Raw genomic sequence first — 21,654 nt, forward strand, 5'->3', positions numbered from 1 at the left:
GGTATCGCCGCCACGCCCCAGTAGTGCCGTTACGCTCCAGAGGTCAACGCGGCGTCAAAAGGAAAGAGAAGGGAAGAAAAGAGATCGGAGAGTCGCTACTGCGCTGCTATCTCAGCACTCCGACCAGCCGCAGGACTCGCAGGTCTTGCAGCCTTCCGAGAAGTACAGCGTCAGGTTACCGCACTCGGGGCACTCGGGGCTCTCGCCCGCGGCCAAGAGGTCGTCCATCGCCGACGAGTTCGCGCTGTTCGAGACCGACGCGCCGCCGTCGGGTTCGGGAGCCTCCTCGGCGTCGACGTCCGCGTCCGTCGTCTCGGACTCGATTTCGGTGAGGCTCTTCTGTTTGGGGTACGGCTTCTCGATTTCGCCGTCGAGGTAGCGTCGCATCGCGACGCCGATCGCATCCGGGATGGAGTTGATCTGCTCGCCTTTGTCCCACGCGACCTTGGGGCTGCGGATTCCCTGGAGGTCGGCGGCGATCTCGTGCGGGTCGACGCCCGAGCGCAGCGAGTAGCTGATGACTTTCGCCAACGCCTCCGTGAAGGAGTTGGTGAAGCCGCCGGAGTTGCCGATGGTGGCGAACAGCTCGAACGGCTCGCCCTCCTCGTCCTCGTTGATGTTGACGTAGAGTTTCCCGTAGCCGGTGTCGATGCGCTGGGTGATGCCGTGGAGCACGTTCGGGCGGGGGCGCTCCTGTGCGTAGGCGCGACCCTCGCCGGTCGTCGCAACGACGTCTTCGAGGTCGTTGCCGAGCGCCTCGCGGACCTCCTCGTTGTCGAGGAAGGTGTCGAGGCTGCCGAACGCCTCCCGAATCTGCTCGGCGATGACCTCGGCGGCCTCGTCCTCGTCGGCGAACTCGGCGTTGTCGGCGCGGGTCGTCAGCACCTGCTTCGAGCGGGTGCCGTCGCGGTAGACGGTGACGCCCTTGCCGCCGTGGTCGTAGATGTACCGGTAGACTTCGTCCATATCCTCCTTCGTCGCGGAGTTCGGGAAGTTGCAGGTCTTCGAGATGGCGGAGTCGACGCCCTGCTGGCAGGCGCACTGCACCGCGGCGTGGTCCTTGCCGGAGAGGTCGGCGGTGACGACAAAGAGTTCAGAAATGGCGTCCGGGACGGTCGACAGCGAGTCGACGCCGTCGAACTCGTTGTTCGCCATCTGTTCTTGGGCCTCACGCTTGACCTCGTCGACATCGATGTCGTTGGCCTCCAGCACGCGGAGGAAGTAGTCGTCGAACTCGACGAGCATCTCGTCGCCCTGGACGTCGTCGGAGACGTTCTTGTAGTAGGCGACGTTGTAGATGGGTTCGCAGCCGCCGGTCGTGTTGCCGACCATCGACGTGGTGCCCGTCGGGGCGATAGTCGTCGTGTTGTGGTTGCGAACGGCGAAGCCGTCGGCCCACTCGTCGGCGTTGAGGCCGGTGTGGTGCTCGAACCACTGGCGGTACTCGGTTGGGTTCGCGTACTTCGAGTCGCCCCAGTCGTCGAAGGAGCCGCGCTCCTCGGCGAGTTCGTGCGACGCCCACTTCGACTGGTGGTTCATGTGGGTCATCAGCTGACTGGCGACTTCGTTGCCCGCGTCGGAGCCGTAGCGGATGCCCAGTTGGATGTACAGCTGGGCGAGACCCATAACGCCGAGGCCGATTTTGCGCATCTCGCGTACCTTCTGCTCGATCTTCGGCACCGGGAAGTCCGACATCGTGACGACGTTTTCGAGGAAGCGCGTCCCGAGGTCGATGCGGCGGTCGAACTCCTCGAAGTCGATGGCCTCCGCGAGGAACGCCTCGACGGCCTCCTCGTGGGAGTCGTACTCGTCGCGGTGCTCGTCGGACCAGACGCGCCAGTCGGGCGCGTCCAGCGAGGCGAGCGTCGAGAGGTTGATGTGGCCGAGGTTACACGCCTCGTACTCTTCGAGCGGCTGTTCGCCGCACGGGTTCGTCGCGAGAATGCGGTGGTCGGGGTGCTTCTCGACGTCGAAGGAGTGCTGTTTGTTGACGCGTTCGAGATAGATGATGCCCGGTTCGCCGTTCTCGTGGGCGCCGGAGACGATGTGGTCCCAGAGTTCGGCGGCCGGCACCGAGAGCACCTCGCCGACTTCGACGTGCTCGCCGAGACCGAACATGTCGTACAGCTCCTTCGTCTCGGGCGTGGCGACGTGCGGTTCCTCGGTCCGCGGGTTCGTGAAGACGAACTCCTCGTCGTCGTACAGCGCCTCCATGAACTCGTCGGTGACGCCGACGGAGATGTTGAAGTTCGAGAGGTGGCCCTCGACGGCGTTGCGGAGGTGCTTCGCCACTCGTCCCTCTTCGTCGATGAGTTCGCGCGCCTCGTCGAGCGCGTCGGCGAACTTCGTGTGCGTGTAGTCGTCGGGGTCGTTGAGGCGAAGCGAGTGCGCAAGCGAGACGTCCTTGTTCTTCGCGTGGATGAACTGGATGACGTCGGGGTGGCTGACGCGCATGACGCCCATCTGCGCGCCGCGGCGGGCACCGCCCTGTGCGATGGTTTCGCACATCTGGTCGTACGTCCGCATGAACGTGATGGGACCGGAGGCGATACCACCGGTAGAGCCGACGGCGTCGCCGTACGGGCGGAGCTTCCAGAAGGCGTAACCCATGCCGCCGCCGGACTGGAACACTTCGGCGGCTTCCTGCATCGTCTGGTGGATGTCGGTGATGTCGTCACCGGGCGAGTCGACGAAACAGGCCGAGAGCTGTTGGAGCTCGTCGCCGGCGTTCATCAGCGTCGGCGAGTTCGGGACGAACGAGAGCATCTCCATCAGCTCTTGGAACTCCCCGCGCCGCGTCTCGACGGTCGACCGAATCTCCTCGGGGAGTTGGGGGACGACGGTGTCGTAGGCGAACTTGTTGACGTTGTAGACCGACAGCGGCGTCTCCGCCTCGTCGTCGGCGGTGACACCCTTCCCGAACACTTCCGCGGCGAGTTCGTCGCGGCGCGGGTGATCCGGTTTCAGCTGGTCGGGCGTGACCGTCACCGACTCGCCCGTCTGTTCTGCCTCGTAGACGGCCTCCGCGAGCGCGATGTTCTTCGCGACGCGGGCGAACAGCTCGTCCTGCGTCTCGGTGGGGTTTCCGTCGGCGTCCTTGCGGAGATAGCGTGCGGGCAGGATGTTGTTGTACGCGTTCGAGGTCATCCGCGCTTCGAGGGTTTCGCCCTCGGTGCGCTTGACCGGAAGCACGAGTTCGTCCGCGCTCGGGTTGGCGTTACTCATCTGTCGCTCTCTCCTCCGTTCGTGGGTGTGTAAGTGGCTGCGTGTAGGGCATATTATCGGCTCCGGCTCGTCATCTATGACGGAACGTTTGATACGGCAGTGACCCATTAATGCTTTCGAAGTCGGGTATTACCAACTAGATGATATCTATGATATGTGAGTGTTCCGCCGACTCGACTCGCCTTCACTCACCTATCGAGTCGGTGGGGACATAACGATGTGCAGAGTACGGTGAAAGTGATTCTCAGGAGCATCGAACCGCTAGATAGCTCCGAGATATCCAGCGGAAGCAGAGGGGGGTTCAACCTCGTTGTCAGGACCCTGGGTCGGCGAAAGATATCGGCCCTCCAACCACTGTCCGACACATGTTTATGTCGACGGCAATACTATCGGGAGCTATGGACGTCCTCCCCGTCGTCGAGCCGCTCCTACAGACCGCACTCAGCGAGACGCCGTACGGTTCGCTGTTCATCGGACTGCTGACGCTCGGTGCGGTCGTACTCGTCGGCCGTGTCCTCCTGCGTCTGGCGTGGCGACTCGTGACCATCGCGATCGTCGTCGTGGGGTTGCTGGCCGTCGTTTCGCTCGTCGCACCAGGTCTGCTGTAAGGGCCGCTGTCGACGCCCGAATCTACGAACAGGGGTTCTCTTCGCACTCGCCCGTCGTGAGGTGAGCCTCAGTCCGCCGTCGGTCGCGGCGCGTCGGCGACGCAGTTTCGCAAGAAGTTCTCCACGATGTCGTGACCGACGGCCGTCAGCACGCTCTCGGGGTGGAACTGGACGCACTCGATGGGATACTCGCGGTGGCGGACGCCCATAACGAGCTCCGTTCCGTCGTGGTCGGTCGTCGCCGTCACCTCGAAGCAGTCCGGCACCGTCGTCGCCACGAGCGAGTGGTATCGCCCGGCCTGAAAGCCCTGTTCGAGTCCGGCGTAGACGCCCGCTCCGTCGTGGTCGACGGCGAACGCCTTTCCGTGGACGGGTTCGGGCGCGTGGCCTACCTCGCCGCCGTAGGCGTACACCGCCGCTTCGAGGCCGAGACAGACGCCCAGCGTCGGCACCTCCGGGCTCAGTTCCCGAAGTACGTCGAGCGTCACGCCCACGTCGCGGTCGTTCTCGGGGTGACCCGGCCCCGGACTCAGGACGATGGCATCGGCGTCGACGGCCCGAACTTCGTCGGGCGAGGCGGTGTTTTTCAGCACTTCTACGTCGACTACCTCGGAGGTATCCTCGCGTTCGACCCGCGTCTCCGAGAGGTACTCGACGAGGTTGTAGGTGAACGAGTCGAAGTTGTCGACGACGAGCACCTTCATCTCGTCGCCTCCGCGGGCGCTTTCTCGTCGTTCTCTCCGCGCCCGTCACTCTCTCCGCACTCGTCCTCGATGCGTTCGAGCGCGTCGAGCACGCCGCCCATCTTCTGTTCCGTTTCCTCGTACTCGGCGGTCGGGTCGCTGTCGGCGACGATGCCCGCGCCGGCGCGGACGCGAACCAGGTCGTCACCGTCGTCTCCGCGCTCGATGGTCGCCGTCCGGATGACGATGGCCACGTCGGCGTCGCCGGTCCACGAGTAGTAGCCGACGCCGCCGCCGTACAGTCCTCGGGGCGTCGTCTCCAGCGCGTCGATAATCTCCATCGCGCGGACCTTCGGCGCGCCCGAGAGCGTTCCCGCCGGGAACGACGCGCGGGTGGCGTCGAAGGCGTCGACAGACCGCGTCTGTCGGCCCGCCGAGGTTCCCTCGGCGACGTCCGATTCGGCGTCCAAGGTGCCCGAAACCGTCGACTCGATGTGCTGGACGTGGCTGTACTTGAGGACGTTCATGAACTCCTCGACGCGGACGCTGCCCGCCTCGGAGACGCGGCGCACGTCGTTTCGCGCGAGGTCGACGAGCATCGTGTGCTCGGAGCGCTCCTTGTCGTCGGCGAGCATCTCGCCCGCGAGGCGGCGGTCCTCGACGGGGCTGTCGCCACGCGGACAGGTCCCGGCGATGGGGTTGGCGACGACCCGGTCGCCGCGCACCGAAACGAGCGTCTCGGGGCTCGCGCCCACGACGGTTCGGTCGCCGTGGCGCAGCAGGTACATGTACGGCGAGGGGTTCACCTCGCGCAGCGACGCGTAGAGGCCGAGCGGGTCGATTCGGCCCCGAAGCTCTCGGGTTCGAGAGATGACGCCCTGATAGATGTCACCGTCGAGGACGTGCCGTTTCGTCTCCCGGACCGCCGCCTCGTACGCCTCTTGGGATTCTGCCGTCTCGTCGTGCTTCTCGAAGCCGCCGTGGTCGGGCGTCTCGGCCCCGGCGAGTTTCTCACGAAGGCGCGTCGTCTCCGATTCGAGCTCGCCGTAGACGCGCTCGGGACTGTCGTCGGGACCGACGACGGGCGTGAAGACCAGCGACACCGAGTCGGTGGCGTGGTCGAAGACGAGCGTCTTCGTCGTCAGGACGAACTGCGCGTCAGGCGTCGCGGACTCCTCGGCGTGGGCGGCCGGTCGCTCGACGCCGACCTCCTCCAACCAGAGGTCGTACACCGCGTCGTAGGCCAGAAAGCCGACCAAGCCGCCGTCGAGTCGCTGACGGGCGGTCTCCTCGCCCCCGTCGAACCCGACGCGCTCGGCGTCCGGAAGCGCGCCGCGGAGTGCGTCGAGCACGTCACCGTCGTCGGGTTCGACGTAGCGCGCCGCGCGCCCGCCGAGCGACTCGACGCTCGCTCCGTCGGCGTCGACGGTGACGACCGCCTCGGGGTCGTAACCGACGAACGAGTAGCGGGCGTGACGGTCGGTCGCCGTCCCGGGAGAGAACGCCCCGTCGGGGTCGCTCGACGGCGTCTTCTCCGCGCTTTCGAGGAGGAAACCGTAGTCGTTCTCGTCCGACAGCGCCGCGTACGCCGACAGCGGTGCGATCGACGGGAGGTCGAGCATCGCCGTGACTCGGGCGACTGCGGGGCCGTCGACGCCGTCGAACAGCGACGCGAACGACGCCCGACTGCGGTCGAGCGAACTCACGCCGACACCCCCTCGCGGAACTGCATCGCTTTCGCCCGGTGGACGAACTCGCGTACCGCGTCGTGGTCCTTGATGCCGCCGGCGAGTTCGACACCGCTTGCGGCGTCGACGCCGTACGGACCGGCCGTCTCGACGGCCGCCTCGACGTTCTCCGGCGTCAGTCCCCCCGCGAGGATGACGGGCGAGCAGAGCGTCTTTGCGAGTTCGCCCGTCGCTTCCCAGTCGTGGGTCTCGCCGGTTCCCCCCGCACCCTCGTCAGTCACGGAGTCTAAGAGCAGCGCGTCGACCACCGAGTCGAGGTCGCGGACCCGCTCGGTGTTCTCGGCGTCGGCGGCCGCGACGAGCTTCGTCTCCGCCTCCGCGCGGATGTACTGGAGTTCGTCTGCGGAGAACTCGCCGTGCAGTTGGAGCACGTCGGGGTCGACGAGCCGTGAGAGTTCGACGGCGCGCTCCGGCGTTCCGGGCATGAGCACGAGCACGGTCGTGACGAACGGCGGTGCGGCGGCGATGAGATCCGCCGCCGAGGAGGGGGCGACTTCCCGCGGGCTCTCGACGTCGGACGGGAGTTCGGTGATGACGCCGATGGCGTCGACGCCTGCGTAGGCGGCCGCTCGGAGGTCCGCCGCGCGGGTGAAGCCGCAGAGTTTGACCCGCGTCATCAGTTGCTCCGAGCGGGTTCGACCGGCGGCTCCGTGAGTCGTCGGAGTTTCTCGGCGGCCGCACTCGAATCGATAGCCTCGCGCGCTCGGTCGACGCCGTCTTCGATGCTGTCGGCGAGGCCGGCGACGTAGACGGCCGCACCCGCGTTCGCGAGGACGATGTCGCGCTTCGCGCCGGTCACGTCGCCCTCGACGATGCCGCGGAGGTCGGCGGCGTTCTCCTCGGGGGTACCGCCGGAGACGGCCGCGATGGGTGCCGAATCGAGTCCCATCTCCTCGGGCGTGAGCGCGTACTCGGTGACGTCGTCGCCGTCGACTTCGGCGACGCTCGTCTCACCGTGGAGCGCGATTTCGTCGAGCCCGTCGCCGTGAACTACGAGTGCGCGTTCGACGGGCATGTGCGACACCGCGTCTGCGATGATCGGAACGAGGTCGTCGTCGTAGACCCCGAGCACCTGCGCGTCCGCCCCCGCGGGGTTCGTCAGCGGACCGAGCACGTTGAACAGCGTCCGCATCCCCAGTTCCTTTCGCGGGCCGATGACGGCCTTCATCGCGGGGTGAAACACCGGCGCGAGCATGAACCCGATGCCGTCGCGTTCGATGGCGCGTTCGACCGACGGCGGTTCGGCGTCGATCTCCACGCCGGCGACTTCGAGCACGTCGGCGCTTCCCGACGAGGACGAGACGGAGTAGTTGCCGTGTTTGGCGACGGCGACGCCCGCACCCGCCGCGACGATGGCGCTCGTCGTCGAGACGTTGATGGTGTTGTAGTCGTCGCCGCCGGTACCGCAGGTGTCGACCAGGGGCGTCCGGTCGGGCGAGATCGTCCGCGCGGCGTCGCGCATCCCCTGTGCGAACCCGGCTATCTCGGCTTCCGTCTCTCCTTTCGCTCTGAGTGCGGCGAGCAGCGCACCGATCTGCGCCTCCGTCGCTCCCTCGAAAACCGCGTCCGCGACCTCGTGGGCTTCCTCGACGGTCAGATTCTCCCCCTTCGTGACGCGTTCGATGAATTCCTGCATGGTGGACACCAATGTACGCATTCGTGTTGTAGTGTACAAATCAGTACATCGGTATAAGCCTGTCGTCGGAAACCCGGGTCGGAGCGTCCATCGCGGGACCGTCGCACCTATTTGAGGGCGTCGAAAGTCGCCGACGGAACCACGTTCCGAAACCTTCAATTACCCGGCCGGGATACGTGATACTGCGTTCAGCAGGTGAACGCCGGACTGGGTTTGTGGTCTAGTCTGGTTATGACACCTCCTTGACATGGAGGAGGCCGGCAGTTCAAATCTGCCCAAACCCACTACAGCTCTCGCGCTCTCCGCTCCGACGCTCCGAACTGAGCACGAGAGTCGTTTCTGAGGCGCTATTCGAGCGAGAAACGACGGAGTAAAACGGCGTCCGGCGACCGCCTTGGCTCGTTTTGATTTTCTCGCGGTCACTGCTCGCCAATCAGTCTATTCCGTGTTCTCTCCGGAGACGCTGACTGACAGCCGAGGAAGAAATACTTTTCACACGTTATGGTTTCGGAGATAAACGGCGCAATTCGAAAGTTCAACCGATGAAAAACAAAGTGGTTGCAGAGTTCTAGTGGAGAGGATGGCTCAAACAGAGGAGACGTATCGGATTCGGGGATACGCGGAATCCGACCGGGAGACGTTCTGTGAGCTCTTCGGCGGAGAGTGGTTCGAGATAAGCGAACAGTGGTTCGAGTGGCGGTATTCGAGCCCGTACCTCGACGAGAAGGCGATCGCCGTCGCTTCGGTGAACGGAGACCCGGTCGGATTCTTCCCGTGTATGGTGTTCCCGCTCCGAGCGAACGGCGAGCGGACGCTCGCGCTCCAACCTGCGGGCGTTCTCATCGACCCGGAACATCGGAGACGAGGCCTGTTGACGAAACTGGCGACGTGGCTGTTCGAGACGTACGAGGGAACCGAGACGTCGGTTTTCTTTAACTTCCCGAACGGGGCCATCAGTCCAGGCCTCCAGAAACTAGGCTGGAGAGAGGTGCTTTCGCTGAGCTCGTACTTCCGAGTCCAACGTCCGAACGCGCTGTTGCGCGCGCGCGGCAGAGGACTCGGTACCGTCGGGGACGCGACGCTGAACGCGCTCTCGAAGGCGCATCTCGCCTGTAGCCGGCAGCTCAGAGCCGACGCCTCCGACGTGACCGTCACCCGACACTCGACGGTTCCGGCGGAGGTGTTCGCGTCGCTGTACGCCGAAAACGTCCCGAGTGCGATTCACGTCGCTCGTGACGCCGCGTTCTATCGCTGGCGCTACGACGTACCGGAGTGCGACCACCGCGTCTACGTCGCCCGGCGCGACGACCCGGTCGCAGGGGCGATTACGCACACCGAGCGGACGCAGAACGGACTCGTCCTCACCAACGTGATGGAGGCACAGCCGATGGGCGTCGACGACAGGAACCCGGCGTTCGAGCGGTTGCTGGACGCGATCGCGGCCGACCACCCAGACAGCGACCTGATACGAGCGACGAAGGCGACGCTCCCTCGGGCGGCGGCGCTTCGGTCGGGTTACCTGGTCGACGACAGCCTCCCGCTGTCGAGGATCCGGAAACCGTCGACGATGATGGTGGCCCGTCCGGTTTCGACGACCGGCCGGCCGTGGCGACTGAACGGGTTACCGCTCGCCGACCCGGACAGCTGGGAACTCATGCTCAGCGAGCGGGACCCGACGTATTGAGCGACTGTGTCAGGACGACTGCGTCGGTTCGTCGACGACTCGGTCGAACTGCGCCTCCAGCGCACCGTCGACGGCGACGCCCGGTTGAACCGTGTGGACGCCGTGGAGCCGCCGGCCCGAGGTCTTCTGGAGCACCGTCGAGAAGAACCGAGAGACGACGTCTGGTTCGCAGTACATCTCCAAAACGCCCAGTGCGTCGGTAGCGACGCAATCGCCCTCCGAGAGCGTCGAGAGCGCGTCGACGAGACGCATCCCCACGCCCGTCACGTCGCCGGGGTGGACGACGCCCGAGAGAGTCACGGGCCCGTCGTACTCGAGTTCGACCGGCCAGACCGACAGCAGAGTCGCGCTCGCGGGGTCGCGTCCCGATTCGCGGAGCAAGCGTTCGAGGCGCTGCGGGTGGAGGCGAGCGCTGACGACGAGCAGTCTGTCGGTTCGGGGCAGTGCCGCTGCGGGTAAGGGGTCGACAGTGCGCACGAGCGTCTGTTCGCCCGCCGCCGGCACGTTCGTCGTGTTTACATCTGTGTCGATGACCATTGGGAAATCTGCGGTGTCGCCGCCGCGTACCTTCCCGTAGAACGACCCCCCTTATCGACATACGCCGCCTACCGAGGCCATAGCCACTCGCTACTGGACGGTTTGCTCTGCCTTCCGGACTGTTTCGGTGGCACCCGAACCCGCAGCAGGCGGCCGTCCCGGCGCTCACTAGTCCCCGCACTCACTCGTCTCCGTACTCACGAATCCTCGTACTCACTCGTCCCGGCGCTCACTCGCCTCCGTACTCGCTCCGTCTGTTCGCCCCCACGGCCCGTGGACGAGTTCGTGGATACCGATGACGAGCGAGGGGACGACGACGATGAAGATGTGTTCCTCCAACGGAATGCCGAGCAGTTCGACACCCGTCCGAAGCGGAATCGAGAAGACGCCCACTTCGAGCGTGTACCAGTCCCACACGTAGGCGATGGGGTAGAGAACGGCGATAGTTTCGCCCGCGCGTCGAAACGCGTTCGCCCGCCAGAGCAGGACGGCCGCAATACTTCCGAACAACACCTCGGTCACCAGGTACGTGTAAGGCCCGAAAACGCCGATATCCGGCAACGTCGTGAGAGCGAGACGGACGCCTCCGGCCGCCCTGACTCCAATGCTATAGCACACCACGCCTACTATACAACGTGGTATCGGAAAGCAGCGGGGGGTAAACAACTTTCAAGCCCTCAGGCGGTGTAGATGAAACTTGGACCATGGACATTACTGACATAGCACTCCAGGACTTCGTGGAGCTGGAGGCCGACACCCGACTCGGGAAGGTCCGGTCTGCGTTCGAGCGCGAGAACCCGAAGGGTATCATCATCACCGACGACGGCGATTACGTCGGGGTGGTCGGCGAGAAGCAGTTGATTCAGTCGCACATCGAAGACAACACGAAGGCCGCCGCGTTGATGCGCTCCGCGCCGCGCATCGACCGTCACGAGGATGTCCGCGAAGCGTCGCGGATGCTCATCGAGGGTGACACCCAGATCGCTCCCGTCTACGAGGGCGAGAAGCTCTGGGGGATCATCACGAGCGACGCGATTCTCGAAGCCGTCCACGAGAACTTGGACGCGCTCACCGTCGAGCAGATCTACACGGAGGACGTGGTGACGATTCGCGAGGAGGACCGCAACGGGCAGGCGATAAATCGCCTCCGCGAGAACGGTATCTCTCGACTTCCCGTCCTCAACGAGAACGGCAATCTCACCGGCGTGCTGACGACGCACGACATCACCGAATTCGTCGTCCGTAACGAGGCCCGTCAGGGCACCGGGGACCGAAGCGGCGACCTCGAACGAATGCTCGACCTGCCGGTGTACGACCTGATGACGAGTCCGGTGTTCACGACGAACCCCGGTGAGTCGGTCAGGGATGCCGTCTCGCGGATGTTCGAGAACGACATCGCCGGACTGGTCGTCACGCCGTCGGACAGCGACTCGGAAGTGCTCGGCGTCCTCACGAAGACGGACGTGCTCCGCGCGCTCACCTACACCGAGCAGGAACAGATGGACGTTCAGATCACGAACGTCGATCTGCTCGGCACCGTGACGCGGACGGAACTCGTCGAGAGCCTCACGCAGGTTGTCGACAAGTACCAGGAGATGCAGGTCCACCACGCGCACCTTCGCTTCCACGAACACAAGGAGAAACTCCGTGGCACGCCGCTCATCCAGTCGCAGATTAGACTCCGGACGAGCCACGGACAGGTCGCGGGCTCCGGGGAAGGCTACGGCGCAGAGCACGCCTTCCGCGTCGCGCTCGACAAACTCGAACGCAACGTCCTGGAGATGAAGGGGATCAACGCCGACGAGCAGTACCGCGGGCAGTTGCTGCGGAAACTCGGCGAACTATAAAACGACCTTTTGCGCTGCGTGAAGGCGGCTTCGCCGCCTTCACTCGGCAAAAGCTCGACCAAAAGCACCGTCAGAGCAAAGCTCTGACGAGCCCTCGTTCGCTTCGCTCACGAGGACACTCCTCTCTCACTTCAGCGCGCGGAGCGCGCTTCCGTTCGGTCGTCGGCCCGCTCACTCACTTCGCTCGTTCGCGATAGAACAACTGGGCTCGGTTGGAACCATCCAACAGCTGAGAGGAACTATATGCTGGATACAGAGGTTGTATTCATCAGAACCGGTTTATAGAACGCTATCGAAGAAGGTGTATGTTGTCAAGTTTTCTTCAAGGAGCAGGGGAGCTTGTCCCTCCGCTCACATGGTGGATCTTGGCAATTCTCCTCTTCGCTTTCTCAGCCCTTCTTCTTCCACTTCCAGAATCTCCGTTTTTCTTCGGAGCCTTTCTCGCCCTCATTTTGTGGATACTCAGAAAATATCTATCTTAGAGGCTGTACTGAGTGATTTGATTCGTTCACACCGAACGCCGAGCCAGTAACCCGATACGCGCCTTCTATGGAGCACGACCGCTGAAATCTACCTCCGTCCAGAGGATTTCAACAAGACCAACAACTAGCGCCGGCCCGCCGATTCAGAACTCCTCGGTCGTCTCTAATCCGTTGCCGGTAATCCGGAACGTCACACTCTCTCCGGCGGCTTTCGCGCGATGTTTCTCGAGCGTCGCTCGGCGGTTACCGCCGCGGAAGCGGTCGAGGCGGACGACGACGCCGGTCCAGTGTTCGAGCGTGTGGCCGCCGAGCGCCCGCGCTCTCTCCGTGTCGGGGTCGGTGAACACCTGGTTCGTCAGGACGACGGCGATGTCGTGTTTCCGCGCCAAAGACAGCAGATGCGTCACCTGCCGGGCGACTCGGCGGAGCGACTCGCCGCCTTCTCCCTCCAGGCTGCGTTCGAGACGGTAGAAGCCCGTGGCGCTGTCGAGGACGACGAGGTCGGCCCTGTCGGCGAACTCCTCGGCGTCGCGCACCGCTTGTTCCTGTTCGGCGAAGTCGTACGCCTCGGTGACGATGACGCGGGAGGCGACGTCCTCGAACGCTTGCTCGTCGTCGACGCGAGCCTCGACGAATTGGCGGAAGCGGTCGATGGAGAGCCCCTCGGTGTCGATGTAGACGACGGTTCCGCCCGCGGCGGCGACGTCGACGGCGGCCGACAGCGCGACGTTCGTCTTCCCCGCCGCCGGTGCGCCGTACACCTGCGTCACGGTCCCGCGTTCGAGACCGCCCCCGAGCAGGTCGTCGAGCGGTGCGCACCCCGTGGAGAGTGTTTCGGTCACAGTCGGCGTTGGCGTGGTCCGCGGAAAAAGACCCCGGTCCGCCCCCGAGACGCGCGATCTGCGGCGTCCGGCGGGTGAATGACGGTGCCCCCGACCGAGACGTACCGCGACAGAGATACCGTCTCGACGCGGGCGATTCGAACTGCACTTTTTACCTTCCCGGCGTCCAACGAAACCCGTGATAGTCGTCGCGACGGAGGACTTCGAGCTGTACCACGAGGCGGTCTCCGCGCTGCGCGAGCGCGGCGTGACGTTCACGACGGTCCGCCCGGGCGAGAAGCTCCCGGACACCACGGACGTCCTCGTCACGGCCACCGACGACGACGTCGTCGACCTGCCGGCGGAGATGACCCACATCCGAACGACCGCCGACGACGTTCGGAAAGCCGTCGAAGAGGCGCTCACCATCCTCCGCGGCGGCGACCGGCGGACGGTCATCGGCGTCGACCCCGGGACGCGGCCCGGCATCGCCGTTCTCTCCGGTGAGATGGTCGTCGCCGCGTTTCAGGTCCCGCTCTCGGAGGCGGTCGACATGATTCGCCGCGAGGCCGACGATACGGTCGATCCGCTCGTCCGCGTCGGCGACGGGGCGCGCCTCCAGAGCGCCCAGCTCGTCAACGACCTCGAAGGCGTGCCCGTCGAACTCGTCGACGAGACGGGGACGACGCCGTATCTCGGTTCAGGCGCTCGCGGTATGGGCGACGTGCTCGCGGCGGTCAACATCGCGCATTTGGAGGGCGAACGCGTGGATTCGCGGGAGATCGAGCCGACCGCCGGCGAGATACAGGTCATCAAAGACCGCTCTCGGGAACGGTCCGCCGAGAACCGAAGCATCGACGAGTCGCTGGCACGCCGCGTCGCCACCGGCGAGTTGAGTATCGACGAGGCGTTGGAAGAGCACCGAAACGGCGGGGCCGACGACACCGAGTCAGCCGACGGCGACGAGAACTGACTACGTCTCGGACCGTTCGGATACCGCGTTCTCCGCGCGCCGCATCACCTCGCGAACCGCGAGCCCCGTCTCCTGCGCCACCGCCATCGCGTCGTCGAACTCGGCGCTGCGGTCGTAGACGACGCCGTCGGCGTCGCTGGCGACCTTCACGCTCACCTCGTACTCTCCGCCGTCGAGGTCGAGCGTCGCCGTCTCGAAGGACCGAGAAGCGACCCAGCGGTGACCCGCGCCGTGTTCGCGGACGCCGAGCGTCCCCGTCTCCTCGGCGAGCTTTCGGGCGACGCGTTCGGCGTCGGCCGGACGGACGATGACTTTCACGAGGTGTCCGGGCCGGGATTTCTTCATCGTCGCCGGGAGGATGGAGACATCGCGTGCGCCCGCGTCGGCGAGCGTCTCCTGTAATCCACCGAGGACCTCCGGCGGCGCGTCGTCGAGATTCGTCTCCAACACGGTGATCTCCTCGCGGGTGAGCCGACCGCCGCCGTCGCCGACAAGCGCACGGAGCACGTTCGGGTGGTCAGGGAAGTCGTAGCCGCCCGCACCGTAGCCCGATTCCCGAACCCGAACCGGCGGGAGGTGGTCGACGCCCTCGGCGAAGTGGGCGAGAGTCGCCGCGCCCGTCGGCGTCAGCAGTTCGGCCTCGACGGGGCCGCCCCTCAACGACCAGTCGGCGCGTTCGGCGATTTCGACCACCGCGGGCGTCGGTACGGGGTAGATACCGTGGCTCATCGACGCCTCGCCCCCGCCGGTCGAAAGCGGCGTCGTGACCACGCGTTCGACGCCTAACTCGTCTATCAACAGGCACGCGCCGACGATGTCGGCGATCGCATCGTCGGCACCGACTTCGTGGAAATGCGTCTCGTCGAGGTCGGTGTCGTGGACCGCCGCCTCCGCCTCGCCGAGGATGCGGAAGACCGCCAACGCGTCGGTCTCCACGTCGGTCGGCAGGTCCATCGACTCCACGATGTCGACGACCTCGGTGTACTTTCGGTGCGGTCCCGAGCCCTCGGCGTGGGTGTGGCCGTGCTCGGGATGGTCGTCGTGTTCGTGATGCCCGTGGTGCCCGTCGCTGTGGTCGTGGTGGTGATGGTGGTCGCCGTCGTCATCGTGTTCGTGGTGTCGACGACTGCCCCTGTCGTGCGAGTCGCCGCTGTGGTCGCCTCCAGCCTCGTCGTCGACGAGCAACACGTCGACCGTCGTCGAACTGATACCGTTTTTCACCGTGTTCCCCACTTCGTATCGAACGTCGAGCGTCTCTTCGACCGGCGACAGCGCACCGGGGTCCGCCCCGGCCGCCAGCAACGCGGCGAGAATCATATCGCCGCTCGCACCCATCCGTCCGTCGAACGCGAGTGTGTCCATGCAGAACGAGCCCTTTGCAGAGAGAAAAATCCCCCGTCACCCGACAGTCCGCTCGCCGTTTCGGAGGTGACAGACGACCTGTTCGGGCGGTAGCGATATGTACGACGGCGTCGTACCGTGCTACACAGTGACATTGATACGTTCAGCGGGGCTGAGTACGGCTGAAACCCCCGGGAGCAAAGAACTTATCCCGTGTGACCGCCGAATTGCACGTATCCCCGCGAGTACATTATGAACGAAGTCCAACTCGAAGTGGCGAAAGCGTACCCGAACGACTCGGGGCGCGGTATCGCCCGTCTCGACCCGGACACGCTTCTCCATCTGAAGCTCTCACCGGGAGACATCATCGAAATCGAAGGAGGTGAGACGACCGCTGCGAAGGTCTGGCGCGCTGACCGCCAGGACTGGAACACCGACACCGTCCGTATCGACGGCTTCACCCGACAGAACGCCGACGTCGGCATCGGCGAGCGCGTGACGATTCGAAAAGCCGAGGCCAAGAAGGCGAACAAACTGGTGCTCGCCCCGCCCGAGGAGGCGAGCGTCCAGTTCGGCTCCGACGCCGCCGGCATGGTGAAACGCCAGATTCTGAAGCGGCCGGTCGTCGAGCGCGACATCGTTCCGGTGATGTCGAGCACGAACCACCCGTTCATGCGCTCGCCGGGCCAAGCGATCCCGCTCATCGCCGTCGAGACCGACCCCTCTGGCGTCTGTCTCATCACCGAAGACACCGAGGTCGAACTCCGCGAGGAACCGATCTCGGGCTTCGAGCGCGCGCAGGGCGGCATCACCTACGAGGATATCGGCGGCCTTCAGGGTGAGATTCAGCGCGTCCGCGAGATGGTCGAACTGCCGATGAAGCACCCCCAGATCTTCAAGAAACTCGGCATCGAGCCGCCGCAAGGGGTGCTCTTGCACGGCCCGCCGGGCACGGGGAAGACGCTGCTGGCGAAGGCCGTCGCCAACGAGACGTCGGCGAGTTTCTTCTCCATCGCCGGTCCCGAGATCATCTCGAAGTACTACGGCGAGTCCGAACAGCAACTCCGCGAGATATTCGAGGACGCCAAGGAGGAGTCGCCCGCGATCATCTTCATCGACGAACTCGACTCCATCGCCCCCAAACGCGAGGACGTCACCGGCGAGGTCGAACGCCGCGTCGTCGCCCAACTGCTGACGATGATGGACGGCCTCGAAGCTCACGGGCAGGTCATCGTCATCGCGGCGACGAACCGCGTCGACTCCGTCGACCCGGCGCTGCGCCGCCCCGGCCGGTTCGACCGCGAGATAGAGATCGGCGTGCCGGACGAGGTCGGCCGCAAGGAGATCCTCCAGATCCACACTCGGGGCATGCCGCTCTCCGACGACGTGAACCTCGACCACCTCGCCGACGAGACCCACGGCTTCGTCGGCGCGGACATCGAGAGCCTCACGAAGGAGGCGGCGATGAAGGCGCTGCGGCGCTACCTACCCGAAATCGACCTCGACGAGGAGGACATCCCGCCGAGCCTCATCGACCGGATGATCGTCAAGCGCGAGGACTTCAACGGCGCGCTCGGCGAGGTCGAACCGAGCGCGATGCGCGAGGTGCTCGTCGAACTGCCCAAGATATCGTGGGACGACGTCGGCGGCCTCTCCGACGCCAAGCAGTCGGTCAAGGAGTCCGTCGAGTGGCCGCTCTCCTCGCCGGAGAAGTTCAACCGAATGGGCATCGAAGCGCCGAAAGGCGTGCTGCTGTACGGTCCGCCCGGCACCGGCAAGACGCTGATGGCGAAGGCCGTCGCGAACGAGACGAACGCGAACTTCATCTCGGTGCGCGGCCCGCAACTGCTGTCGAAGTGGGTCGGTGAGTCGGAGAAGGCCATCCGGCAGACCTTCCGCAAGGCGCGGCAGGTGAACCCGACGGTCATCTTCTTCGACGAGCTCGACAGCCTCGCGCCCAGCAGAGGCCAGGAGATGGGCAACAACGTCTCCGAGCGCGTCGTCAACCAGCTCCTCACCGAGCTGGACGGCCTCGAGGAGATGGGCGACGTAATGGTCATCGGCGCGACCAACCGTCCGGATATGATCGACCCGGCGCTCATCCGTTCGGGTCGGTTCGACCGCCTCGTACTCATCGGCGAGCCCGACGAGGAGGGCCGCGAGCAGATTTTGAAGATTCACACGCAGAACAGCCCGCTCGCACCCGACGTGAGCCTCCGCGAGATCGCCGAGATCACCGACGGCTACGTCGGCTCCGACCTCGAGAGCATCGCCCGCGAGGCGGCCATCGAGGCGCTCCGCGAGGACGACGACGCCACCGAAATCGAGATGCGGCACTTCCGCAAAGCGATGGAGAACGTCCGCCCGACAATCACCGACGACCTGATGGACTACTACGAGCAGATGCAGGACCAGTTCAAAGGCGGCGGCCGCGACCAGTTCGCCGAACGCGGCGGCGGTCGTATCGGGTTCCAGTAAACCACGACCTTTTGCGCTGCGGGCGCGCTCCGCGCGCCCTCGGCAAAAGCTCTCTTCGCGGTAAAACCGCGAAGGCTTAGCAGACGCGAAGCGTCTGCTCTCGGACCAAAAGCACTCGTCGTTCACTTCAGCCGCTTCGCGGCTTCCGTTCACTCCTCGGCCCGTTCGCTCACTTTGTTCGCCTGCGGTACGATTACTTGCTCTAAAACCGCACAGCGCCTACTCCTCGGTGATCTCCACGTGCTCGCGGAGCCACGTCACCGCCGCGTCGACGGCCCCGGGGTCCTGACCGGTCACCTTGATGCGGTTGTACTCCCCGCCGCGGGTGGGGTAGCTGCCGACGGCGACGTCGAACTGGTCGCGGACCTGCGCGAGTTGCGACGTTACCGCACCCTCGGGCGCGGGCGTACGAAGCGTCTCGGAGGTCACGTCGCCGCCGAACTCGTCGGCGACGAGCTCGAACATCGCGTGCATCTCGTCGGGGATGCCCGGAAACACGTAGACGTTCTGCATCACACAGCCCGGTGAGAGACCCGTCGGGTTGAGAAGCGGGCGAGCCCCGTCGGGAATCGACGCTTGCGCGTCGGCGTCGATCTGGAGGTCGTACTTCTCGGCGAGCTCCGGATTCGCCTCGCGGAACGCGGCGACGGTCTCTATCACGTCTTCTCTCGCGTCCTCGTCGACGACGAGCGAGACGCCGAACGCGGCGGCGACGCCGTCCATCGTCAGGTCGTCGTGGGTGCCGCCGAGGCCGCCGGTGACGACGACGCCGTCGTAGGCGTCGCTCCACTCCCGAACTGTCTTGGCGATGACCGACTCCACGTCGGGGACGGTGAGGATGCGCGTCACCGTCGCGCCTCGTCCGGTCAACTGCCGCGCCAGCCACGTCGCGTTCGTGTTCTCCGTATCCCCTGCCAGCAGTTCGTCGCCGACCGTGAGAATCGCCACGTCCATGTCCCTACTGCGTTCTACGGCTGATTAAGCGTTGGTCCGGCGGCATGCGGGCCGGGGCGGTGCGTTTGCGGTATGTGTTCGAGTAGTGTATCGCGAGCGGAGCGAGCGGCTGTTTTTGGTCGAGATTTTTGCAAGGAGTGGTGTGCGAGCGGAGCGAGCACTCCCGACGCAGTAAAAAGATCGGAGTTTAGTAGATGAGCGCGTCGTCGTTTTCGATCATGTAGAGCGTACGGGCGGCGATGTTGACCGCGTGGTCGCCGACCCGTTCGAGGTCCCGAACGGTCAGCAGTAGCCTGGAGACGTCCTGCATCCGGCTTTCGATGTTCGCGCCGTCGTTCTCACCTTCGATGAGGTCGCGGACGACGGTTTCGCTGGCCGCCTCACACATCGCGTCGAGTTCGTCGTCGCGTTCGGCGATGGCGTAACAGGCGTCGGTGTCGCTGCGGTCGTACGCGTCCATCGCCTCGCTGAGCATCTCCAGCGTCAAGTCGCCGATTCGTTGGATGTCGACGTCTGGGAACACGTCGCGCTCGGCGCTCTTGGCGTACCCACCGAGGTTTGTCGCGAGGTCGGCGATGCGTTCGAGGTCGGTGATGATTTTGAACGACGCGGCGATGAAGCGGAGATCGCCCGCGACGGGCTGCTGCAGCGCGATGAGGTCGATACACTGCTGTTCGAGGTCGAGGTACATCCGGTTTATCTCGGCGTCGCCTTTGATGATCTCTTCGGCGAGCTGCTCGTCTTTCTGCTCGAGCGCGTCCATCCCCATCCGGAGGCGTTCGCTGACGACTTCGCTCATATAGAGAACGTCCTCGCGGAGAGATTCGAGCTGAGATTGATATTCGTTTCGCGGCATATCTCCGACATGCGTCGGTAAGAGTAATGTATGTTGTGCCTGGGGTGGTTGCTTGGGGATTTTCGAAACACGGGATGCGATCTGGTCGATTCGACGGGGCGTTTGGGAGGGTAGCCGTGTACGTGGACCAGTGACAGCCGGAGGAGTGACTAGCCGTAGTATCGCAAGCGAGGCTGAAAGCCGAGCGAGGGCGACGGAGTCGACCGAACGCAGCGTAAAGGGTGGGCGCTAGTAAATGAGCGCGTCGTCGTTTTCGACCATGTAGAGCGCGCGGGCGGCGATGTTGACCGCGTGGTCGCCGACTCGCTCGATGTCGCGAATCGTGAGCAGAAACCGGTTCACCTCGCCGAACATCGGTTCGTCTCGCTTGGCCGGGTCGGATTCGACGAGGTCGCGGACCACGAGCTCACCGACGCGTTCGCAGAGACCGTCGAGTTCGTCGTCGCGGTCGGCGACCGCGTGGCAGGCGTCCGCGTCCTCACGCGCGTACGCCGACAGGGCTCGTTCGACCATCTCGGCGGCGAGATCGCCGAGGTCCTGGAGGTTTACCTCCGGGAACAGTTCGCGCTCCCGCGAGAGCACGTAGCCACAGAGATTCGCCGCCAGGTCGGCGATGCGTTCGAGGTCGGTGATGATCTTGAACGAGGCGACGACGACCCGCAAGTCGCCTGCGACGGGCTGCTGGAGCGCGAGAAGGTCGACACACTGGCTTTCGAGGCGGAGATACCACTCGTTTATCTCGTGATCGCCCTCGACGAGCGAGCGCGCTTTTTCGACATCGCGGTCGTCGAGCGCAGAAAGCGCCTTCCGAAATCGGGCGACGACGGCTTCACCCATCGCGAGTACCTCGTCGCGCAACTCGTCGAGCTCACGCTGGAACTGCTCGCGCGGCACGGTGGGTTACCCGAACTTACCCGTGATGTAATCTTCGACGCGCTGATTCTCGGGGTTCTCGAATATCTTCTGCGTGTCGTCGAACTCGACGAGTTCGCCGCCGGTGAGAAACACCGCGGTCTTATCGGAGATCCGTGCGGCCTGCTGCATGTTGTGCGTGACGATGACGACGGTGTACTCCTCTGCGAGGTCGGCGATGAGGTCTTCGACCTGCGAGGTGGCGACGGGGTCGAGCGCCGACGCCGGTTCGTCCATCAGGATGACGTCGGGGTCGACGGCGATGGCGCGGGCGATGCAGAGTCGCTGCTGTTGGCCGCCGGAGAGGTCGAGCCCGGACTCGTCGAGGCGGTCTTGCACCTCGTCCCACAGCGCCGCCGATCTGAGCGCCTGTTCGACCGCCTCGTCCATGTTCTCGGTCTTGCCCTGTATCTTGAGACCGTAGGCGACGTTGTCGTAGATGCTCTTCGGGAACGGGTTCGGCGACTGGAACACCATCCCGATGCGTCGCCGGAGCGCGACGGGGTCGACGTCGTCGTCGTAGACGTTCTTTCCCTCGAAGTGGAGTTCGCCGTCGATTCGGCAGGAGTCGATGAGGTCGTTCATCCGGTTGATACATCGGAGGAACGTCGACTTCCCGCAGCCGGAGGGACCGATCATCGCGGTCACCTGCTGTTTCGGAATCTCGATGTCGATGTTCTGCAGCGCCTGCGTCTCGCCGTAGAAGACGTTGAGATTTTTCGACGAGACGACAGTCTCGGTTTGCTTCGGACGGTTCAGTTTGTCGCTGTCGACCACTTCCGAGCCGGGCCGCGGCGACATCTGCGATTCGACGCTACTGTCGCTCTCGGTGTTCGGTTCGGAAGTAGTCATATTATCCTTACTCATTG

Annotated in this window: 18 protein-coding genes and 1 tRNA gene; 6 read left to right on the plus strand and 13 right to left on the minus strand. The window is 64.8% G+C overall.

The window, feature by feature from the left end:
- Nucleotides 1-111: 111 nt before the first annotated feature.
- The gene (locus LAQ73_RS10740; RefSeq protein WP_224268284.1) at nt 112-3,225 is read right to left on the minus strand and encodes an adenosylcobalamin-dependent ribonucleoside-diphosphate reductase; all 3,114 of its coding nucleotides are present in this window, start codon (nt 3,223-3,225) and stop codon (nt 112-114) included.
- Between the two features lie 398 nt (nt 3,226-3,623).
- Here LAQ73_RS10740 and LAQ73_RS10745 point away from each other — a divergent pair, with 398 nt between their 5' ends.
- Nucleotides 3,624-3,833, plus strand: a complete 210-nt coding sequence (locus tag LAQ73_RS10745) for a DUF8029 family protein (RefSeq protein WP_224268285.1) — start codon at nt 3,624-3,626, stop codon at nt 3,831-3,833.
- Nucleotides 3,834-3,901: 68 nt separating this feature from the next.
- Here LAQ73_RS10745 and trpG read toward each other — a convergent pair whose 3' ends face one another.
- The 4 genes from trpG to trpD are packed head-to-tail and all read right to left on the minus strand — an operon-like array spanning nt 3,902 to nt 7,900.
- Nucleotides 3,902-4,537, minus strand: coding sequence for an anthranilate synthase component II (gene trpG, locus LAQ73_RS10750; RefSeq protein ID WP_224268286.1), 636 nt, complete (start codon nt 4,535-4,537; stop codon nt 3,902-3,904).
- Entirely contained in the window at nt 4,534-6,222 is a 1,689-nt protein-coding gene (trpE, locus tag LAQ73_RS10755; protein ID WP_224268287.1) for an anthranilate synthase component I, read from the minus strand. The genes trpG and trpE overlap by 4 nt, the downstream gene beginning before the upstream one ends.
- Nucleotides 6,219-6,881 (minus strand): phosphoribosylanthranilate isomerase, encoded by a 663-nt coding sequence (locus LAQ73_RS10760; RefSeq protein WP_224268288.1) that lies wholly within the window; start codon nt 6,879-6,881, stop codon nt 6,219-6,221. Before LAQ73_RS10760 ends, trpE begins: the two co-directional genes overlap by 4 nt.
- Nucleotides 6,881-7,900: an anthranilate phosphoribosyltransferase gene (gene trpD, locus LAQ73_RS10765; RefSeq protein ID WP_224268289.1), complete on the minus strand. Its 1,020-nt coding sequence runs from the start codon at nt 7,898-7,900 to the stop codon at nt 6,881-6,883. Before trpD ends, LAQ73_RS10760 begins: the two co-directional genes overlap by 1 nt.
- A 209-nt stretch (nt 7,901-8,109) precedes the next feature.
- On the opposite strand from trpD, the gene LAQ73_RS10770 reads away from it, so the two are divergent.
- Nucleotides 8,110-8,184: transfer RNA gene (locus tag LAQ73_RS10770), tRNA-Val, on the plus strand.
- 296 nt (nt 8,185-8,480) lie between these two features.
- Nucleotides 8,481-9,584, plus strand: a complete 1,104-nt coding sequence (locus tag LAQ73_RS10775) for a GNAT family N-acetyltransferase (RefSeq protein WP_224268290.1) — start codon at nt 8,481-8,483, stop codon at nt 9,582-9,584.
- A 9-nt stretch (nt 9,585-9,593) separates the two neighbouring features.
- On the opposite strand, the gene LAQ73_RS10780 is transcribed toward LAQ73_RS10775, so the two are convergent.
- Both LAQ73_RS10780 and LAQ73_RS10785 read right to left on the minus strand, forming a co-directional pair.
- Complete coding sequence (locus LAQ73_RS10780) at nt 9,594-10,121, minus strand: DUF7504 family protein (protein WP_224268291.1); 528 nt, start codon at nt 10,119-10,121, stop codon at nt 9,594-9,596.
- Between the two features lie 213 nt (nt 10,122-10,334).
- Nucleotides 10,335-10,682 carry a lycopene cyclase domain-containing protein gene (locus tag LAQ73_RS10785; RefSeq protein ID WP_345778405.1) on the minus strand — a complete coding sequence of 116 codons (348 nt, stop codon included), beginning with the start codon at nt 10,680-10,682 and terminating at the stop codon, nt 10,335-10,337.
- Between the two features lie 143 nt (nt 10,683-10,825).
- Here LAQ73_RS10785 and LAQ73_RS10790 point away from each other — a divergent pair, with 143 nt between their 5' ends.
- Nucleotides 10,826-11,968 (plus strand): CBS domain-containing protein, encoded by a 1,143-nt coding sequence (locus tag LAQ73_RS10790; protein ID WP_224268292.1) that lies wholly within the window; start codon nt 10,826-10,828, stop codon nt 11,966-11,968.
- Between the two features lie 625 nt (nt 11,969-12,593).
- Here the strand turns inward: LAQ73_RS10790 and radB are convergent.
- Nucleotides 12,594-13,292 carry a DNA repair and recombination protein RadB gene (gene radB, locus LAQ73_RS10795; RefSeq protein WP_224268293.1) on the minus strand — a complete coding sequence of 233 codons (699 nt, stop codon included), beginning with the start codon at nt 13,290-13,292 and terminating at the stop codon, nt 12,594-12,596.
- A 178-nt stretch (nt 13,293-13,470) separates the two neighbouring features.
- On the opposite strand from radB, the gene LAQ73_RS10800 reads away from it, so the two are divergent.
- A complete protein-coding gene (locus tag LAQ73_RS10800) occupies nt 13,471-14,244 on the plus strand; it encodes a hypothetical protein (protein WP_224268294.1) in 774 nt (257 codons plus the stop codon).
- On the opposite strand, the gene larC is transcribed toward LAQ73_RS10800, so the two are convergent.
- Nucleotides 14,245-15,606: a nickel pincer cofactor biosynthesis protein LarC gene (gene larC / locus LAQ73_RS10805; protein ID WP_224268295.1), complete on the minus strand. Its 1,362-nt coding sequence runs from the start codon at nt 15,604-15,606 to the stop codon at nt 14,245-14,247. It abuts the gene before it with no gap.
- Between the two features lie 231 nt (nt 15,607-15,837).
- Here larC and LAQ73_RS10810 point away from each other — a divergent pair, with 231 nt between their 5' ends.
- Nucleotides 15,838-18,063 carry a CDC48 family AAA ATPase gene (locus tag LAQ73_RS10810; RefSeq protein WP_224268296.1) on the plus strand — a complete coding sequence of 742 codons (2,226 nt, stop codon included), beginning with the start codon at nt 15,838-15,840 and terminating at the stop codon, nt 18,061-18,063.
- A gap of 219 nt (nt 18,064-18,282) precedes the next feature.
- Here LAQ73_RS10810 and LAQ73_RS10815 read toward each other — a convergent pair whose 3' ends face one another.
- From LAQ73_RS10815 to pstB, 4 genes are all read right to left on the minus strand, one after another.
- Entirely contained in the window at nt 18,283-19,017 is a 735-nt protein-coding gene (locus tag LAQ73_RS10815) for a competence/damage-inducible protein A (protein ID WP_224268297.1), read from the minus strand.
- 187 nt (nt 19,018-19,204) lie between these two features.
- The gene (gene phoU / locus LAQ73_RS10820) at nt 19,205-19,873 is read right to left on the minus strand and encodes a phosphate signaling complex protein PhoU (protein ID WP_224268298.1); all 669 of its coding nucleotides are present in this window, start codon (nt 19,871-19,873) and stop codon (nt 19,205-19,207) included.
- 228 nt (nt 19,874-20,101) lie between these two features.
- On the minus strand, nt 20,102-20,767 hold the full coding sequence (gene phoU / locus LAQ73_RS10825; protein ID WP_224268299.1) for a phosphate signaling complex protein PhoU: 666 nt from the start codon (nt 20,765-20,767) through the stop codon (nt 20,102-20,104).
- Nucleotides 20,768-20,773: 6 nt separating this feature from the next.
- Nucleotides 20,774-21,652, minus strand: coding sequence for a phosphate ABC transporter ATP-binding protein PstB (gene pstB, locus LAQ73_RS10830; protein WP_345778383.1), 879 nt, complete (start codon nt 21,650-21,652; stop codon nt 20,774-20,776).
- Nucleotides 21,653-21,654 lie beyond the last annotated feature (2 nt).

The organism is Haloprofundus salinisoli (assembly GCF_020097815.1).
Taxonomy (GTDB): Archaea; Halobacteriota; Halobacteria; order Halobacteriales; family Haloferacaceae; genus Haloprofundus; species Haloprofundus salinisoli.

Bases quoted from the DNA above. Each gene is read 5' to 3' on its own strand.
- LAQ73_RS10740 (WP_224268284.1), bottom strand. From the start codon at position 3,225: ATGAGTAACGCCAACCCGAGCGCGGACGAACTCGTGCTTCCGGTCAAG.
- LAQ73_RS10745 (WP_224268285.1), top strand. From the start codon at position 3,624: ATGGACGTCCTCCCCGTCGTCGAGCCGCTCCTACAGACCGCACTCAGC.
- trpG (WP_224268286.1), bottom strand. From the start codon at position 4,537: ATGAAGGTGCTCGTCGTCGACAACTTCGACTCGTTCACCTACAACCTC.
- LAQ73_RS10760 (WP_224268288.1), bottom strand. From the start codon at position 6,881: ATGACGCGGGTCAAACTCTGCGGCTTCACCCGCGCGGCGGACCTCCGA.
- trpD (WP_224268289.1), bottom strand. From the start codon at position 7,900: ATGCAGGAATTCATCGAACGCGTCACGAAGGGGGAGAATCTGACCGTC.
- LAQ73_RS10775 (WP_224268290.1), top strand. From the start codon at position 8,481: ATGGCTCAAACAGAGGAGACGTATCGGATTCGGGGATACGCGGAATCC.
- LAQ73_RS10780 (WP_224268291.1), bottom strand. From the start codon at position 10,121: ATGGTCATCGACACAGATGTAAACACGACGAACGTGCCGGCGGCGGGC.
- LAQ73_RS10790 (WP_224268292.1), top strand. From the start codon at position 10,826: ATGGACATTACTGACATAGCACTCCAGGACTTCGTGGAGCTGGAGGCC.
- larC (WP_224268295.1), bottom strand. From the start codon at position 15,606: ATGGACACACTCGCGTTCGACGGACGGATGGGTGCGAGCGGCGATATG.
- LAQ73_RS10810 (WP_224268296.1), top strand. From the start codon at position 15,838: ATGAACGAAGTCCAACTCGAAGTGGCGAAAGCGTACCCGAACGACTCG.
- LAQ73_RS10815 (WP_224268297.1), bottom strand. From the start codon at position 19,017: ATGGACGTGGCGATTCTCACGGTCGGCGACGAACTGCTGGCAGGGGAT.
- phoU (WP_224268298.1), bottom strand. From the start codon at position 19,873: ATGCCGCGAAACGAATATCAATCTCAGCTCGAATCTCTCCGCGAGGAC.
- pstB (WP_345778383.1), bottom strand. From the start codon at position 21,652: ATGAGTAAGGATAATATGACTACTTCCGAACCGAACACCGAGAGCGAC.